Origin of the sequence: Paenibacillus larvae subsp. larvae, from assembly GCF_002003265.1 — a bacterium.
In the GTDB taxonomy this organism is placed as follows: Bacteria; Bacillota; Bacilli; order Paenibacillales; family NBRC-103111; genus Paenibacillus_H; species Paenibacillus_H larvae.
The window spans coordinates 3533579-3550614 of the sequence record NZ_CP019687.1 but is presented as its reverse complement, the minus strand read 5'-3'; the positions used below and the strand labels follow the sequence as shown (position 1 = coordinate 3550614).

The window sequence follows — 17036 nt, the reverse complement described above, 5'->3', positions numbered from 1 at the left end:
CCTATCTGGCCATCCAGCCGCCATCTACGCAAAGAACATGTCCATTCATATAATCGGAGGCAGCCGAGGCCAAAAAAACAACAGGACCGATCAAATCATCAGGTGTTCCCCAGCGCCCTGCCGGGATGCGCTCTAAAATCTGACTGCTCCGAACAGGATCATTCCGCAGCGCCTCCGTATTATCTGTACTCATATATCCCGGTGCGATGGCGTTCACCTGCACTCCATGTGAGCCCCATTCATTAGCCAAGGCCTTTGTTAATCCGGCTATGGCATGTTTACTTGATGTGTAACCGGGCACATGAATGCCTCCCTGGAATGAGAGCATAGACGCAATATTAATGATTTTCCCAGACTTTTGTCCGATCATATATTTGCCGGCCAACTGGGATAATACAAAAACAGAATTTAGGTTGACATCCAGCACGGCCTGCCAATCAGCATAGTCATGCTCAGCGGCAGGGGTCCTACGGATAATGCCCGCGTTATTCACGAGAATGTCCAATCCGCCCAATTCATGAACGGTCTGTTCTATGATCCCTGCTAGTTTAGAACGGTCTGCTACATTGGCCTGGATCATCAGAGCCTCACGGCCTAAACGTTTGATTTCTGCTTGTACCCCTTCTGCCGGAGTACTGTTCGTAACCAGTGCCACATTAGCCCCGGCTTGAGCAAGACCAATGGCAAGAGATTTGCCTAGACCGCGTCCTGCTCCCGTGACAATAGCTGTTTTGCCTGATAATTTAAACATATCCATTGACTCACCTTTCTTTAAGGAAGCCCTCCTATTTACAGGGAACTTGGATAAGATTTATGGGCTGATCCTTAAACCGTTTTATTGTTTCGGCTTCAAGGCCTTCATCCGTAATGAAGTAATGAATATCGGATACATGTGCGAACGTGATTAGAGCCCCTTTGCCAAACTTACTGTGGTCTGCTACGCAATAAATCGTTTTGGAGCATTCCATAAACAGGTTTTTGAGCTTCTTAAGTTCTTCAGTAAAGATAGTCAGTCCGTATTCAGGGTGAATACCGGCTGTCGAAAGAAACAGTTTGTGCACATTCAGCTTCTTAATCCACTCATAAGACTCGCTGCCCAGCAGCATATTGTTATGGCGGTATCCTCCCGGCACAATCAACTGGACTCTCTCTTTCCCGGTTAATTCTTTTATAATAAGCAGGTCATTGGTCAGCACAGTAAGCGGTTTGTCAGGCAAACACCTGGCTATTTCAAGTGTGGTGCTTCCCGCATCCAGTGCTATAATGTCACCCTCTTGAATAAAGGATAAAGCATATGATGCAATGGCTGCCTTTTCCTTCTGGTTCTTTTGGTTCGGTATCTCCAAAGGCAACAGGCCGTCCTCCCCTTTCGACAAGAGTACAGCCCCTCCGTGTATTCGTTTTAATAAACCCTTTTGCTCAAGCTTTTCCAGGTCTTCCCGGATAGTTTTCTCCGTCACCTGAAATTTTTCACTTAGACCGGAAACCTTGACACATTGGTTGGCTTCAAGCTCCCGCAGGATAATTCTATGTCGTTCAGCAGCTAACATGAATGGTCCTCCTTAACCTTTGGAACAGATTCATGCTATTACTTTAACTCATCCATAGGGACAGGATCCATATCTTTAAAAGTATAATTTTCTCCGGCCATAGACCAAATAAAAGAATAATTGCTCGTTCCGGCTCCCGAATGAATCGACCAGCTTGGAGAAATGACAGCCTGCTCACCTGCAACAACCAGGTGACGGGTCTCGGAAGGTTCACCCATCAGATGAAGAACCCTTGCATCCGGCTTCAAGTCAAAATACAGATAAGCTTCCATTCTGCGGTCATGCACATGAGAAGGCATGGTATTCCAAACACTGCCGGTTTTCAGGCAGGTCACGCCCATCATAAGCTGGCAGCTTTGAACTCCATCCGCGTGAATATATTGATAAAGTACTCTTTCATTAGAAGTCTCCAGAGAACCCAGATGGTTTGGATTGGCTTCTTTCTGGGACACTTTCGCGGTAGGCAGAGCCGCATGAGCGGGTACCGAACAGAAATAGACCTTAGCGGGGTTAGAAGGGTCTTTGCTGGCTACTGTCACCTTCTTCTTGCCTTTTCCCACATAAAGTGCATCTAATTTTTCCAGTTCATATATTTCCCCATCTACCGTGATAACAGCTTTAGAAACGATATTAAGGAAAGCGATTTCACGCCGTTCTAAAAAATAGTCTGTCTTCAGCGTTTCCCCCGCTTCCAGTCCAAGTGTCTCTTTAACCGGGTAAGCTCCGCCAATTACCATACGGTCGTAGTGAGTATATACCATTGAGATTTTTTCATGCTCAAACAGACTTTCTATCAAAAATTCCTTTCTTAGCCGCTCCGTTGTATACGTTTTCAAATCTGTCGGGTTTGTAGTATGACGTACCTCCATGAAAATACCTCCCAAAATGTTTGTTTTCGTTTGTTTTATAATAACACAACACAAGCAAACCTAAAAGAACATTTTAGGAATAATATGAACCTTCCAAGCCATCCTATTATCTGTTCCTGATGGAACCTTGTCTGCAGGCTAACCTTAACCCGGTATTCATCTATTTTTCCAAAACAGATAAATAAATTCCTTCAGTAATGGGAATTTGCCTGGTTTCAATAAATCCGTATTTAACATACAGGTTTTTTGCAGGAATATTTTGCCCGCCCGTACTGACGATGGCCTTCCTATGCCTTGCTTCTCCTCCAGCAAAACTTATTCTGTACATTCGCATGAGCTGTTTCTCTTTGACAACATATAGTCAGATTATATCAACTATTTTGAAAGTTTCCAGCCTTCTATCCAATTCTGTATTTCATCTGTCTATAAAAGCACGGCTCCCGGAATTTTCCGGAAGCCGTGCTTTTATAGACAGACTAGGATGCTGGTGAAGGGAATTGAACCCCCGGCCTACGCATTACGAGTGCGTTGCTCTACCCCTGAGCTACACCAGCAAGCGGGTTACAGATATTTATTTTAGCACCAAGCTATTCACCTGTAAAGACAGTGGATGTGATTTACAGAATGAAGCCGTTAAAAAATGGAGAGCCATGAATAAACAGGTCGAATTCAGGGAATACAAAAAGTGACAAACAAATCGGTTGTTATTTTCGCTTCGGTAGGGTATGATTGAAATAACAAAAACACTTGGAGACCCGAAGTCACATATGGAGGGATTCTAAAGATCTCCCACTATGGGCTTTTTTTCTTCAACCGGTATTTGGAAAAAATTTGTGGAGGTATTACTCAGGTGCAAACAGGTACAGTAAAATGGTTTAATGCAGAAAAAGGTTTTGGTTTTATTGAAGTTGAAGGCGGCAATGATGTATTCGTACATTTTAGCGCTATCCAAGGAGATGGATTCAAAACCCTGGACGAAGGACAACGAGTTGAGTTCAACGTAGTTGAAGGTAACCGCGGTCCCCAAGCCGAGAACGTAGTGAAACTGTAATCTAAATTGAATAAAAACTGCTCCAATAGGGGCAGTTTTTCTCATACTCACCTGATTTTGTGTAGTTTCCGTATTTATTAAAGGAGGGAAAGGCTTTGTATTTTTCCAAAAAACAGGCTGAGCCTGTCCAAGAAAAAGAAACGTCCATTTGGACCTGCGAGAACGAGAATTGCTCCTGCTGGATGAGAGACAATTTTGTTTTTGAGCAAACCCCTACCTGCCCGATTTGTGATTCTCCTATGATCCAGAATACCAAGGTGCTTCCGGTTGTTGAGAACATGAGCAGTCTTAAAGAAGCATAGCCGCTATTAGAAACTGCCCGTAATACCCTCTTAAGTAAAGAACACTATTAACAAAAACCGCCGGCCTGTGCCTGTTTTTTAAGAAATGGCGCAGCAACGGCGGTTTCATTTGTTCACTCCAACCGGATTTCTTTAAAGTTCGGGATCTTCAGTGGGAACATGCCGAAAATGGACAGGAGAAATCCTTCCGTCATACAATACCTTGAATCCGGCTTTCTTCGCCTTCAGACAATAATCGGCATCTCCCAAATAGAAGGCACTTTCCATATCCAGAGGTCCGATTTGATTGAGCAGCTCCTTTTTCCAATAAGAGCAGGTCAAGGCCACTTCCTTAACCTCATAAATCCCGGTAAACTGCTGATTATTGGTTTCTGATCCTCCAAGCAATCGGCTCCCTACAATACCTGCTTCCGGGGATGAATAAGCCGTTTCCTGCAGCAGTTCTATCCAGTTTGGCTGTTGTACCAGAATATTATTATGGAGCAGAATCACGTCACTTTCCGGATCAGTATAGGCCAGAGCCCAATTCAATGCTTCAGCAAATCCGGCTGTATACATCTGGAAGACTGTAACCAGCCAGCTTTGATCCGCCAAATAAGGTACCGTTCCGTACGTACTCCCGTTGTCAAAAACGACGACCTCGACCATAGAATCGGGCAAAGTAGATTTTAATGCTTCCAGGCATTTTTTTGTATGATTAAAGGAGTTCCAGGTTAAAATGAGGATCGTGACTTTACGGGAAAGTACAGCTTTAACTTGCTCCTGAGCATCCTTAGGAGCCCCCGAATCCAAATTAAATTTGGTATCCGGTTCGTCTTCTTTTATACTTGCCGTATGCATTAAATAAGAAAGATGAAAATCACTTTCCTTCAGATCAGGAAATTCCGGCTTGTCAGGAGATATAAAGGAAGATTTATATTTTCGCTTTCCGGAGTATTTCCTTTTATACCTCACTGCCCTTTTGCCCGTCCCTTTTAAACCTTCATGATCACCTGGACCCAGGGAAGAGGAGGTCCGGCGCCGTTTCCCCGAGACGAGGCGGCCTTGATCGGAAATTTGCGCACGGAAAGCTAACCTGCTATCCTTTTTCGAATAGGAGGAGAGCATCAAAGCCTGGTTTCCCGCGGATTCTTCCTGGGTGCAACCCCCTCCTTTTTCCATAATATTTTCCCCTCCTTCCTTCATTTATACATGTTTCCTCCAGTATTGGAGCAGATCCTCCATAGTTTGTTTAAAAGGAATTTGCGGTGTCCAGCCGGTTTGACTATGAAATTTCGTATAATCCCCCAGCAAAATTTCTACATCGGAGGGGCGGAGGCGTTCCGGATCTTGCTTGACTTCAATGGTCACAGAACTATATGAGAGCAGTACCTCCAGCATTTCTTCTATGGTACAGCAAGATCCTGACGCAATGTTATAACATTCACCGGGCTCCCCTTTTTGAAGAGCCAGCCAGTACGCTCTCACTACGTCACGAACATCCGTAAAATCCCGTTTGGCCTGAAGATTGCCTACATATAATACGGGAGGTTTAATCCCTTTTTCGATCTCGGCAATCTGTTTGGCAAAATTGGAGGTAACAAACTTTTCCCCGCGCCTTGGACCTGTATGATTAAAGGTACGTGTGCGAATAATATGCAGACCGTAGCTCTTATGATACTGGTAACCCAGATAGTCTTGAGCTACTTTGCTGATTGCATAAGGGCTCAGGGGACGTAAAGGATTATCTTCAGTAATCGGGACTTCCCCAGGTTCTACCTGTCCGTACTCTTCACTTGAACAGGCGATTTGTATTTTACACGGCAATTCTTTCCTTCTAACCGCTTCAAAAATATTTACCTGCCCGGCCACATTATTATGAATGGTATCAATAGGTGAATTCCAGGACGTTGGAGCAAAGCTTTGCGCCGCCAAGTGAAAAATCAAATCCGGTTTCTCCCGGCTAATCAGGTTTTCAACGGAAAAAGGGTCTCTAAGCTCACACTCAATCAGATGAATTTCAGAAAGAATATCCTCAAGATGATTCATCCGGCTGCGGTTCCGGATTGTTCCAATTATATCTACCCCTATCTCCAACAAATACTCTGCCATATGACTGCCGACAAAACCGGAAATTCCGGTCACTAAGGCTTTTACCATACAGTTCACCTCTTAGTAAAAATGTTTCCGCCGGAAACGGAAAAAGGTTATTCCCTTTCCCCGTTCTCTGCCAGAACGTTCTTGATATATTGTTCGAATGGTTTATGACAAACCAGTAGTCCCTCATTAGTCGAGACCACAATCAAATCATGCACCCCGAGAATCAACGTCTTTTTATCTGACAAAATAATATTCCCGGTGGAAGATAGTAATGAAACCTCTCCCTGGATAACGTTCCGTTCTTCATCCAAATCATGAAACCTCGGCAAAGAAGACCAGGTTCCTATATCATCCCAAACAAAATCAACCGGTATGGTAAACATGGAGTCAGCCTGCTCCATAATGGCATAGTCCACGGAAAGCTTGGGCATCAGCGGATAGACCTCATTCAGACTGGAGCCGCTTTGGATAAGGGTCTTCCACATTTGAGGCTGAAGTTGTTCCATATAAAAACAGATTGTGGATGGCTTCCAGATAAAAATACCGCTGTTCCACAGCATGCAGCTGTGTTTAAGAAGCTCTACCGCCTTGTCAAAAGAAGGTTTTTCTATAAACCTCTTAACTGGATAAGCTCTTCCATAAGACAGTTCTTCCTCATATTCCATATAGCCGTAACCCGTTTCCGGACGGGTCGGCCTGACTCCAAGTGTGACAATGAGATTACCTTGGCGTGCTACCTCAGCCGCCTTATCCAGAGCCTCTTTCAATTTGGGAACATCTCCGATATATTGGTCTGATGGAGTAGTGACCAAGACGTCATCGCAGTTCTCGCGTAAAAAGTGAAGAGCTGTCAAGGCTATGCAGGGAGCTGTATCGCGCTGTTCCGGCTCTAATATGATCTGATCCGCATGAAGTTCGGGAAGCTGTTCCAGAAGAAGAGGCAGGTAACAGGTCGCGGTCACTACGTACAAGTCTTCTTCAGGCAAAAATTCCCGGTAACGTCGGTAAGTTTGTTGAATCAATGTTTCCTTGCCGAGAAGGGCAAGAAACTGCTTTGGTTTACGGGCCTTGCTTTTAGGCCAGAAGCGGGTACCCTTTCCTCCTGCCATTATAATGACTTTCACGGATCCCTCACCTCCTCGCAACTCCCCCTTTCTGAAAGACCAGCCTTTAGCTCCCTATCCCTTATGAAGGAAATATTCTGGTTCCGGGCTCCGGTTGATCCCTTGGGATGTTTATCCATTGTATGTGTCGGACAAAACGGAAGGGCACGGCAGTTGTACCTTGTGATATTGGCACCTTCTTGTTAGAAATGATAAAATTCCTTTCAAAAATGTAAGGATTCCGAAAGCAAATTCGATGGGAGAAAAGGGGAAGGTGAGATAAGCTAGAAGTAACGAAGGAGGATGTTATGTATGAAAGAGACAATGGCCTTAAGCGCCACTACCATCCCGAAAACAAAAAAGAAACGAAATAAAAAAAAAGCATCGGCTTTGCGAAAATTCATGTTACTCTTCTTGATATTGGTGGTTATACTGCCCATCCTGGGATGGACAACCTTAACCTTAACCGGAATGTATTTGGTCGGCGGTGAGAAAATAAAAGCGATTGAAACCAGTCTGTCTCAAGGAAATATTTATGGACATGAGGGGACTTTGGTAACGGTAAACCAAATGCCCGCCTATATACCAAAAGCTTTCGTCGGTATAGAAGACCACCGGTTTTATAAACATTACGGAATTGATCCAATCTCCCTGGGAAGAGCCATATGGACCGATATGAAGGACGGGCAAAAAACCCAGGGGGCCAGCACTATTACCATGCAAGTTGCCCGTAATCTCTTCTTATCCGGAGATAAAACGTATACGCGTAAGTTTAAAGAAATGGCCATTGCGACAGAGCTTGAAAATAAATTCAGTAAAGAGGAAATTCTGAACCTGTATTTGAATAATATTTATTTCGGCAACGGTCAGTACGGGATCGAAGCAGCGGCCCAATATTACTTTGGCAAAACAACCAGACTAAATGATCCCCAAAAACCCGTGATTAATCTTTCCGAGGCCGCAATGCTGGCCGGTATGGTGAAAGGACCTGAAGCGTATAATCCTCTTAAAAATAAAGATAAAGCGCTAAAACGCCAACAAGTAGTGCTTAACCGTATGGCTCAGCTTGGATTGATTAGCAAACAGGAAAAAGAAGAGGCTTTGCAAAAGGAGGTCGCTTTTATTTCCAAAACGGTCAAGCCGGCTTCCTGATAAAAATCAAAGCACCTTGCTTCTTTTTGGAAGCAAGGTGTTTTATTAAAGACAGATAATTTCGATATTTTTTTATCTTCGAACGGGGTATCTCCTACTTTTGGCAGGAGCAAACACCGCATGTTTTTAAATAGGCACACCTTCAATAATTGAAATGGTGGAAGAGGTTGGCACAACTCTGGAGAGCCGGAAGCCCGACTCCAGATATAACTGTTCGAATTCCGCCTGTGTCCGTTCTTTGCCTGTTGTCTTTGTCAGCATTTCCATATCAACCAGCGTATCGTAATTTGTTTCATTGCCGGAATCAAGAACAATTTCGAGAAGTAACAGTTTTCCCTTATTCCCTATGGCTTTGCGGCAATTGCTCAGAATAGCCACAGACTCCTCGTCGCTCCAATCATGAATGATATGCTTCATTATATAAGCTTCTGCTCCCTCTGGGACAGATTCGAAGAAGCTTCCTCCCACACATTTACATCGGTCTTCTAGTCCCGAACGTTTCATAAATTGTTTGGTTCCCTCAATAACGGCTGGCTGATCAAACACAATTCCCCTTGTGTTCTTACAAGATCGAAGAAGCTGTTCCATTAAGATGCCGTGTCCGCCGCCAATATCAATGACCGTTGCAAACTGTGAGAAATCATAGGCCCCAAGTAAAGCCGGAATGATTCTCCGGGAGTAAGCACTCATTGTATTTTGAAAAATTTGTTCGTCTTCCGGATGTTGCGAAAAGTAGGTGAAGATGTCCATGCCATGAGCCGCCTCAAAGGGAGGTATCCCTTTGGTTAGGGTATCAATCAAATGACAGGCCGGCTTCATATGCCACGGTTGCCCAAACATTAGGGCGGAAGCATGCAAAGAATCGGGTGTATCCGATCGGAGAACTTGCCCCAACGGACCTAATTCAAACGTCTTTTCTTCCGTCTCGTGAAATATTCCCTCACCGCACAGAAAGCGCATCACCCGATACAATGGAGAAGCCTGTGTCTGTGTTAATTCCGCAAGTTCTTGACAAGTAAGCGGTCTTTCTGCCAGCAGATCGGGAATCCTCAATCGGGCGACTGTGTATATGGAATTGGTAATAAGGCTTCCAGCTAGAAGATGCATCAACTTCCCGGACACTTCCGAATGTTCCATCACTTCAGCAGACATGGCAATACCTCCCATTAATTGGTTATACTTACCTATAATTAGTTCCATATTGAGGGAGATATTCCTTCTTTCACTGAAAATTCAAATTTTCGATATCTGATTTTCTCTATTTTGCCATTTCCTGCAACAAGTACGAATTGCAGAAGATCATAAAAAAATGGAACGGTCAGGAATAGCTCCTGTCCGTTCCATTTTTACTTTTTATAGTCCTGGACTGTTTTATTGATAATAAGAACATACTTTTGGGGAACAATCCCCCTATATTACCTATGTAGGTAATTTGTTTAAATAAATTACTCTGATACCTTTTCAATAGTAGGTAAAATTGCAATGGGCGGGTTTGAAAAATGTGCTAATTGGTAAAATACATTCACTTTCTCTCCTACTGCGTATACTTCATTTTTTGGAACAGGGACTATTAATATCTTACCCTGATCCACTAGATCTCCCCAATTTCCTTCCAAGGCTTCTTCTTTTGTGGGGGTATTTGCAACAGTCATATACGTATCACCAACAGAAATGATATACCCGGTGAAAGGTGGCTGTTCCTGTTTGCTGGCAGATGAGATAGAAGTGCTTTTCAACGAAGACTCATCTGAATGTGCAAATGCGGGAGTAAGTCCTGCTGTTAATCCTAAACCTAATGTAAGAGTGGTTGCTACAGCTACTAACTTCTTTTTTGTGATCATCGTTCTGATCCTCCTTGTATTTATTTGGTTACAATTACATATTTCTATATAATAATCTTAATTTCCTTTATATTTACTAATAGTTAACATTATTGTCACAAATGATATACATAATATAAAAACATAAAAAGGCTCCCCACAAATTTGCCAAACTCATGAGAAGCTTTTAAAAAATTTTTACGCTTAAAGAATAGGGGAAAGCAATCTGGCTACGGATTCGGCCATTCTCGTTAAATGGGACCGGCTTTTATAGCCCGACAAAGTCAATAACTCGCAATCTTCCAGGTCTTTTTCAAAAATGCCCTCTAATTGGCCAGCCACTTGAACATCGTACAGTACCGCATTCGTTTCAAAGTTCAATTCAAAACTCCGGTAATCCATATTTGCCGTACCTACCGAGGAAACGCCGCCGTCCACCACCATCGTTTTTCCATGAAGAAACCCTGTTTTGTATAAATAAATATGGGCTCCTGCTATTAGAAGGTCCTCCATATAGGAGTAGGTTGCCCACTCTACTACCAGGCTGTCGCTCTTTTTAGGAATCATGATGTGTACGTCGACACCCGTAGATACCGCCACTTTTAAAGCTGTCAGTACGCTATCATCCGGAACAAAATAGGGAGTCTGCAGATAGATGCGCCGTTTCGCTTCGGAGATTAGCTTGATGATGCAAAATTTAATCTGCTGCTTATCGGAGGCCGGCCCGCTTGAAACAATTTGAACAGCCGTATTCCCTTGAGTTTGAATCTTAGGATAATAGCCCAAATCACTTACAATCGCCTCAGACGAAGGAATCGACCAATCCATCAGAAACTGGACCTGCATCCGGTGAACGGCATCCCCTTGGATTTTCAGGTGAGTATCACGCCAATAACTGTACTTGGGGTCCAGCCCCACGTATTCATTCCCCAGATTAAATCCGCCTATAAACCCTATCCTTCCATCAAAAATGGCAAATTTACGGTGGTTGCGGTAATTCACCCGAAAGTTCAGATAACGGATTTTAGAAGCAAAAAAAGGGTATGCCTTGCCTCCCGCGGCTTCAAGTTCCCTGAACACTTCCCTGTTTAATTTGGGGGAACCGATGTCATCATAGAGAACACGGACCTCAACACCTTCACTTGCTTTGTCAGTCAATGCCTCTATTACTTTTCGTCCGGTTTCATCATTTCCTATTTTATAATATAACAGATGTATATGTTTTTCGGCCCGTTCAATTTCTTCCATGATAGCTCTCAACTTATCTTGTCCATCTGTATATAAGGTAACTTCATTATTTTCCGATAAAAGCGAGTAACTGCTGATCAGATTCATATAAATCAGGGGCTGATAATCCTTAATACCGGGCTGTTTGTATTCCAAATCTCCCGCTTTCATTTTGCGGACCAGGCTTTTAATGTCCTCCCGTATCCGGGGGTCTATTTTAGGCTTCATTTTGTATACTTTTTGTCTGGCCAAATTTTGTCCGAACAGCAGGTAAATAATAAAACCGAAAAACGGCACGAAAAGCAGCAAAATAAGCCAAGCCCAGGCAACAGCCGCATTGCGCCTTTCCAAAAAGATAATGACCGCAGCAAAAAAAAGATTAATAACTGGTATCCACCGAACAACGAAGTGGACAAGTTCACTAATCCAGTGTGGCAGCATAAAAATTTCCCCATTTTCTGGTTTTGATTTAGGATACCCGGCAGCAAAAAGAATTATCCTTCCACAACAAATATTGACTTCATTAAAATAAGTAACCATAATAAATGTAGGATTAGATGGAACTGAAATGGTTACAACTAACATGTAAATAATTAACATAATTATACCCTCAGGAGATTTAACAAAATGTCTACTCAGATTCATTACGATCTGGCTGCTTCTATTGGTAAAGTTCACTTGCAAGTTACCGATTTACCTGCCTCCCTGGCTTTTTATCAAAATGTGATCGGCTTTCAGGTGCTGGAGCAAACAGATAATAAAGCCATGCTTACAGCGGATGGCGAAAATGTACTTTTAACTATTGAACAGCCCGATCCGGTTTACCCCAAACAAGGGCGTACAACCGGCTTGTATCACTTTGCGATTCTCCTGCCCTCGCGCAAAGACTTGGCCAAGGCGCTTATTCATTTGCTTGAGGAGCGATATCCGCTTCAAGGAGCTTCCGATCATCAGTTCAGTGAAGCAATTTATTTGGCAGATCCGGATGGCAACGGGATTGAAATCTATGCAGATCGCCTTAGGAAATTGTGGGAATATCAGAACGGTTTTCTCACTGCTGTAACCGACCCTCTAGATGCAGAAAATCTCTTGCAGGAGGCAGATGATACTCCCTGGAGCGCTCTCCCGGCGGGTACTGTGATCGGGCACATTCACCTGCATGAATCCGACCTGGATAAAGCCCGGACGTTCTATCACCAAGGCCTCGGTATGACTATTACTCTTACCATTGGCGGTCATGCTCTTTTCGTTTCAGCGGGGGGTTACCATCATCACGTGGGGTTAAATACCTGGAATGGAAAAAGGATAGCTGCTCCGAACCCTCAAAGTGTAGGATTAGTTCACTATTCTATTCAATTTGAGGATGAAGCCAGTCTCAAACGGTCTCTGGAGGGGTTGGAGAATATTGGTGTAACCCCCGTCCGCGAACAAGGCTCCTTGTGGGTAACCGATCCATTCGGGCACAAGATTAAGCTTTTGAAAAAAGAAAAGCACTGACAAAAAGCCAGTGCTCCAATTTCCCTTCCTACAGCTTGTTCATCTTCCGGCATAAACTCCCGTAGAATCAGGCGTCCGGTTTCAAGTCTCATCCTATATCCACCTTCTTAGCTATTAACGACATTAGAATTCATCAGGAGAGATTATCCTGATTTTTTGGTCCTTAGCTCCACTCTTCCCTTTACTCAGAATTAGGCACCGACATGAAGCATCTGGTACTTGCTAATGTTTCTATTATTCTACAAATAAAGGAACTTTAACGAAGCCCTGTTCTGTCGTCTTAATGAGACCGATGTCCGACAACCGGAGCTCAGGGATGACTATCAGCGCAAGCAGAGAAAGCGTCATGAATGCATAGTTCATCGTACAGCCAGCCTTCTTCAAGGCCTCACTTACCGCCCTTGATTGTTCAGCAACCTGTTCGAAGGGTGCATTCGACATAAGCCCTGCTATCGGAAGCGGAAGTTTGGAAACCCCGTTTTCTGTTACAACTGCAATTCCCCCTTGTATGTCAGCCACCGCGTTGGCCGCTTGCGCCATTAATGCATCGGAATTACCGATAACCATTAAATTATGGCAATCATGTGCAACTGTCGTAGCGATTGCTGCCGGCATGTTGAAGCCAACATCTGATACCAGACCGATAGCTTGCTTCCCTGTCCCTTTATGGCGCTCAATCACGGCAATTTTACATAAATCGTCACCGCCATCCAGCTTGACTATGCTGTTTTCTATCCGGACGGATACGAGCAGTTCCTTCGATTCCCTCACCTGGATCGATCTTGCTGTCTTTACACCTGATGCAACCGGTGCTTCAATGATGAAGTCCTCCGGCTGTACGGAACGGGCCAAGCGTATAGAACGAATTGCCGCTTCCGGGTATTCGAACTCAGGCAAGTCGGCAACCATACACCCATCCTCCGCAACCACTTGTCCGGCAGCAATCGTCATTGTAACGTTCACGTCAGCCAAGTTGCCATCGAGCATAATGATATCCGCGAATGCACCTGGTGTAATGGAACCGATGTCACGGGTAACGCCAAACCGCTCAGCCGTATTAATTGTCGCCATCTGTAAAGCAGTCACCGGTCGTACACCCTGGGCAATCGCATGACGTACGACGAAGTCCATATGGCCTTCATCCACTAACGATTCCGGGCTGCGGTCGTCCGTCACAAGCATCATTCGGCGTGTATCAATACCGTAGTCGGTATGAGCCTTGATTGATTCCGCCACATCATGCCAAGCGGAACCGCGTCTCATCTTCGCATACATACCGAGGCGTACGCGGGCAATGACATCCTCTGCGTTGACGCTCTCGTGGCAACCTGTAATGCCGCTTGCCGCATACGCAGGCAATCTCCAATCATCAACCGGCCATGTATAATGGCCATCGGCAACTCTTCCCGCGCGCAAAGCCGCTTGGATTTCTCCGATCATCTTCTCATCGCTGAACACAACACCCGGAAAGTTCATCACTTCACCAAGTGCGATCATATCAGATCCCCAGGTGAACGCTTCTGCCACTTCCTTTGGACCAATGGAAGCCCCGGCCGTCTCCAGCTCGGGTCCGGTCGAAGGCACACAGGAAGCCACCTGCATATAAGCAGCGAGCGGTGTAGTTCTTGCTTCCTCAAGCATAAGCCTTAACCCCGTCAGTCCAAGCACGTTTGTTATCTCATGTGCATCGAAGAATCCGCCCGTCGTTCCTTTAACCAGAACAGCTCTGTCGGCGTAATCTGGCTGCTCTCAATATGACAGTGCCCGTCCAACAGACCGGGCGCAACATAACGCCCCTCTGAGTCTATAATCCGGGTATGGTCCCCAATCAGGTGGCTTGCATCCTTCCCTACGAAAGCAATCCGGGCACCTTGCACACCTATAGACATGTCATCCAATATTTCTCCGGAGGTAACATTGACCAATTTTGCATGTTGAATAACAAGCGTCGCTTTCTTATCTCCTCTGGCCGTAGCTACTAAGTCAGGCACGCAATCGGCAAGATGCGGTCTAGCAAAGTGTGCTGTTGATCCCATTTTCTTCAATGTCTCCTTTGAAGTATGATGAGTATTTTTTGTTTGTTCAATTATAAAGGATTGGAAGAAGATTTCAAAATCTGTTGATTACAGATAATGGACGCGGCTTCTTTTTGAATTTCGTCTGATGTGTAGCATGGAGGCTGCCCACCCGTCGTACATCACCAAAATACCCGTAGAGAGACGCTCGTTGGGAAGATGGTCAAATCTCTTGTTATGCCCCAATCGAGTAGGAGGGGGGTAGCCCCCGTCCTCTCAGTCAAGTAGCCCGAAGGAGTTTCACCTTCAGGCTCTCACAGAACCGTACGTGAACCTCTCAATTCATACGGTTCTTATCATTCAGCCAGTTACGGTATCATTCCGAGAGCTCAATGTGGAAACATATTGGGTTCCCTTTTTGCAAGTTCTTTCAGCCATTTTTCCGCTCGGGTGCGATGTCCTCTGAGCCTTTTGTATTTACACATCGCCCATTTGACTAACCTGCGGTTCAGATAGTCAATGTGTATTTTACTGCTGATGGATTGAATTTTGTGAAGTAGTTGAGCCATCCTCTAAACATTGGAGATAGCATTTCAGCGATCACTTCAATTTTACTGCCAGTATGGCTATGAATTCACAGAGCTTTTATCTTGTCTCTGAAGGCTTTGGCTGATTTCAAACTCACCGATGGCAGAAAGTTAAACTGTAACCTCTCCAATCTGTCTTTTATGAATACCCTCCGAAAGGTGTATCCCAAAAACTCAAACTCGGTGACCGGATATTCCTTCACTCTATCCTTATCTTTGCAATACACCATTTTGGTTTTCGTTGGATGCAATTCGAATTTGCATTCCTCTAGTCGTTTCTTCAGCTTTTCCAGAATCTACCTCGCTCCCGCTTGCGTTTTACAGTGGATAATGGCATCATCTGCATATCTTTCAAACGGTGCGTTTGGATTTGTTCGTTTCATCCACAAGTCAAAATGCGTAATGCATAAAAAGATTCGCAAGTACAGGGCTTATGACGCCTCCCTGCGGTGTTCCGCTTTTGCGTTCAATCCACTGATTCTCCGAATTGATGAATGGTGCTTTGAGCCATCTTTCTATGTACATCAATATCCATAGCTCACTTATGTGTTTTCGCACAGCACGCATTAGTAATTCGTGATTGATGTTATCGAATAGAACTTTTATGTCAATTCTAAGACAAAGTCATATTTCCAGCATCTTTTCCTTGCTTGACCTATGCATCAATCGCTGACTTGTTTGGACGGTACCCATAGGAATCTATATGGAATATAGGTTCTACTCTCGGCTCCAGATACATTTTCATTACCATTTGAGCTACTCTGTCTCCGACTGTCGGAATGCCGAGTCCTCGCGTTCCGCCGGGCTGGCTGCTTGGCAAACGGTATTAAGGCAGCATGAGTGCATATCAGGCTCTGATGTGAAACACAGGAACCTGCATCATGATGGTAAGTGAAAAGACACAAGTCACAGAAAGACAAGGTCGAAATAGCGAAGCGTAATGCAGGGGCGGGATGTGCCTTTCACAGCACACCACCACCGTACATGCGGGTCCGCATATGGCGGTTCCGAAAGTTAACAAAGCTCCAGATAACGAGAAAGCAAACTTTTCAGCCCTTTCGCTTCCCAGTTACTCTCAGTTAAAACAATAACTTTTTCGTTCGCAGTATAATTCTTTGCTAAGTTCGGCAAAGATAACTCACATATCCTATCTTCTTTAGCATAGTATTTCTAGTATATGATATAATACTGAGTCTCTTTATAAATGATTGTTTCTTTTAACTCAAAGTAGTATTTCTCGGAATTAACAATTTTTTCCATCGCTGATAGCCAACCATCAAATGTATAATTCTCGAACAGCAATTCTTCCCACTCATCGTTAACGTACTCGTTAATATAATATTCTTTATCATTTTCCGAATGAAACTCATTAATTGTATGTATTAAGTTAAACCCCATAACGTCCAAATCTTAATTTTATAGCATAATCAGTACTAAATATTTAAATGTTTCTCATTCTTCTACATCTTCGTAAAACCATTTAAAATGTCACCTATCCAATTAGAAGGTCATTAAGATAGGATCAATATAATTTTTACATGAATATATTTCAAAAAAAGATTTTTGTGAAGTAATCCCTAACTTCCCACGTAACCCCTCTCTATCATATACTCCCGTTACTCGAAAAGGGTAAAAAGATTGTGATTTTACATGTAATAGCGGGCTGGATTGTCTTATGACTCCCTTGAAGTTCTGTTAGCCCTTTCACTTGAAATCAAGCCCGCAGAGAATTCATGTTAAATCAATCTATTAGCAACAAATACTGTAGTTTTTTCACAGAGTAC

General features: G+C 43.9%; 17 protein-coding genes, 1 tRNA gene and 1 pseudogene. 4 read left to right on the top strand and 15 right to left on the bottom strand.

Annotated features, from left to right (window positions below; translation table 11 throughout):
* Nucleotide 1: 1 nt before the first annotated feature.
* The 5 genes from kduD to BXP28_RS18395 form a co-directional block, all read right to left on the bottom strand.
* The gene (kduD, locus tag BXP28_RS18410; protein WP_023485061.1) at nucleotides 2-757 is read right to left on the bottom strand and encodes a 2-dehydro-3-deoxy-D-gluconate 5-dehydrogenase KduD; all 756 of its coding nucleotides are present in this window, start codon (nucleotides 755-757) and stop codon (nucleotides 2-4) included.
* A gap of 28 nt (nucleotides 758-785) precedes the next feature.
* Nucleotides 786-1550: a DeoR/GlpR family DNA-binding transcription regulator gene (locus tag BXP28_RS18405; RefSeq protein WP_023485060.1), complete on the bottom strand. Its 765-nt coding sequence runs from the start codon at nucleotides 1548-1550 to the stop codon at nucleotides 786-788.
* Between the two features lie 38 nt (nucleotides 1551-1588).
* On the bottom strand, nucleotides 1589-2419 hold the full coding sequence (gene kduI, locus BXP28_RS18400; protein ID WP_023485059.1) for a 5-dehydro-4-deoxy-D-glucuronate isomerase: 831 nt from the start codon (nucleotides 2417-2419) through the stop codon (nucleotides 1589-1591).
* Nucleotides 2420-2579: 160 nt separating this feature from the next.
* Complete coding sequence (locus BXP28_RS22930; RefSeq protein ID WP_158225776.1) at nucleotides 2580-2753, bottom strand: hypothetical protein; 174 nt, start codon at nucleotides 2751-2753, stop codon at nucleotides 2580-2582.
* A gap of 148 nt (nucleotides 2754-2901) precedes the next feature.
* Nucleotides 2902-2973 (bottom strand) — tRNA-Thr (locus BXP28_RS18395).
* A gap of 296 nt (nucleotides 2974-3269) precedes the next feature.
* Here BXP28_RS18395 and BXP28_RS18390 point away from each other — a divergent pair.
* The gene (locus BXP28_RS18390; RefSeq protein ID WP_017813974.1) at nucleotides 3270-3470 is read left to right on the top strand and encodes a cold-shock protein; all 201 of its coding nucleotides are present in this window, start codon (nucleotides 3270-3272) and stop codon (nucleotides 3468-3470) included.
* Between the two features lie 95 nt (nucleotides 3471-3565).
* Entirely contained in the window at nucleotides 3566-3772 is a 207-nt protein-coding gene (locus BXP28_RS18385) for a cold-shock protein (RefSeq protein WP_023485057.1), read from the top strand.
* A gap of 132 nt (nucleotides 3773-3904) precedes the next feature.
* On the opposite strand, the gene BXP28_RS18380 is transcribed toward BXP28_RS18385, so the two are convergent.
* From BXP28_RS18380 to BXP28_RS18370, 3 genes are read right to left on the bottom strand one after another with little or no spacing between them, the layout of a single operon-like run.
* Nucleotides 3905-4933 carry a glycosyltransferase gene (locus BXP28_RS18380; RefSeq protein ID WP_158225775.1) on the bottom strand — a complete coding sequence of 343 codons (1029 nt, stop codon included), beginning with the start codon at nucleotides 4931-4933 and terminating at the stop codon, nucleotides 3905-3907.
* Nucleotides 4934-4957: 24 nt separating this feature from the next.
* Nucleotides 4958-5911, bottom strand: a complete 954-nt coding sequence (locus BXP28_RS18375; RefSeq protein WP_023485055.1) for a GDP-mannose 4,6-dehydratase — start codon at nucleotides 5909-5911, stop codon at nucleotides 4958-4960.
* 47 nt (nucleotides 5912-5958) lie between these two features.
* Nucleotides 5959-6975 carry a mannose-1-phosphate guanylyltransferase gene (locus tag BXP28_RS18370; protein ID WP_036655820.1) on the bottom strand — a complete coding sequence of 339 codons (1017 nt, stop codon included), beginning with the start codon at nucleotides 6973-6975 and terminating at the stop codon, nucleotides 5959-5961.
* A gap of 291 nt (nucleotides 6976-7266) precedes the next feature.
* On the opposite strand from BXP28_RS18370, the gene BXP28_RS18365 reads away from it, so the two are divergent.
* A complete protein-coding gene (locus BXP28_RS18365; protein WP_024093018.1) occupies nucleotides 7267-8106 on the top strand; it encodes a transglycosylase domain-containing protein in 840 nt (279 codons plus the stop codon).
* 126 nt (nucleotides 8107-8232) lie between these two features.
* On the opposite strand, the gene BXP28_RS18360 is transcribed toward BXP28_RS18365, so the two are convergent.
* The 3 genes from BXP28_RS18360 to cls all read right to left on the bottom strand — a co-directional run bounded on the left by BXP28_RS18360 (nucleotide 8233) and on the right by cls (nucleotide 11594).
* Complete coding sequence (locus tag BXP28_RS18360; RefSeq protein WP_042118365.1) at nucleotides 8233-9258, bottom strand: methyltransferase; 1026 nt, start codon at nucleotides 9256-9258, stop codon at nucleotides 8233-8235.
* Nucleotides 9259-9551: 293 nt separating this feature from the next.
* Nucleotides 9552-9947, bottom strand: coding sequence for a DUF3221 domain-containing protein (locus BXP28_RS18355; RefSeq protein WP_023485051.1), 396 nt, complete (start codon nucleotides 9945-9947; stop codon nucleotides 9552-9554).
* A 183-nt stretch (nucleotides 9948-10130) separates the two neighbouring features.
* A complete protein-coding gene (gene cls, locus BXP28_RS18350; protein WP_077585277.1) occupies nucleotides 10131-11594 on the bottom strand; it encodes a cardiolipin synthase in 1464 nt (487 codons plus the stop codon).
* A 186-nt stretch (nucleotides 11595-11780) separates the two neighbouring features.
* Here cls and BXP28_RS18345 point away from each other — a divergent pair, with 186 nt between their 5' ends.
* Nucleotides 11781-12650, top strand: coding sequence for a VOC family protein (locus BXP28_RS18345; protein WP_023485049.1), 870 nt, complete (start codon nucleotides 11781-11783; stop codon nucleotides 12648-12650).
* A 234-nt stretch (nucleotides 12651-12884) separates the two neighbouring features.
* Here BXP28_RS18345 and BXP28_RS18340 read toward each other — a convergent pair.
* The 4 genes and pseudogenes from BXP28_RS18340 to BXP28_RS25790 form a co-directional block, all read right to left on the bottom strand.
* A pseudogene (locus BXP28_RS18340) lies at nucleotides 12885-14686 on the bottom strand (adenine deaminase).
* A 487-nt stretch (nucleotides 14687-15173) separates the two neighbouring features.
* Nucleotides 15174-15245, bottom strand: a complete 72-nt coding sequence (locus BXP28_RS25285; RefSeq protein ID WP_357549387.1) for a hypothetical protein — start codon at nucleotides 15243-15245, stop codon at nucleotides 15174-15176.
* Nucleotides 15246-15642: 397 nt separating this feature from the next.
* Nucleotides 15643-15819, bottom strand: a complete 177-nt coding sequence (locus tag BXP28_RS25280) for a reverse transcriptase domain-containing protein (protein WP_024093014.1) — start codon at nucleotides 15817-15819, stop codon at nucleotides 15643-15645.
* A gap of 603 nt (nucleotides 15820-16422) precedes the next feature.
* Complete coding sequence (locus BXP28_RS25790) at nucleotides 16423-16650, bottom strand: hypothetical protein (RefSeq protein ID WP_036655818.1); 228 nt, start codon at nucleotides 16648-16650, stop codon at nucleotides 16423-16425.
* Between the last annotated feature and the right edge of the window lie 386 nt (nucleotides 16651-17036).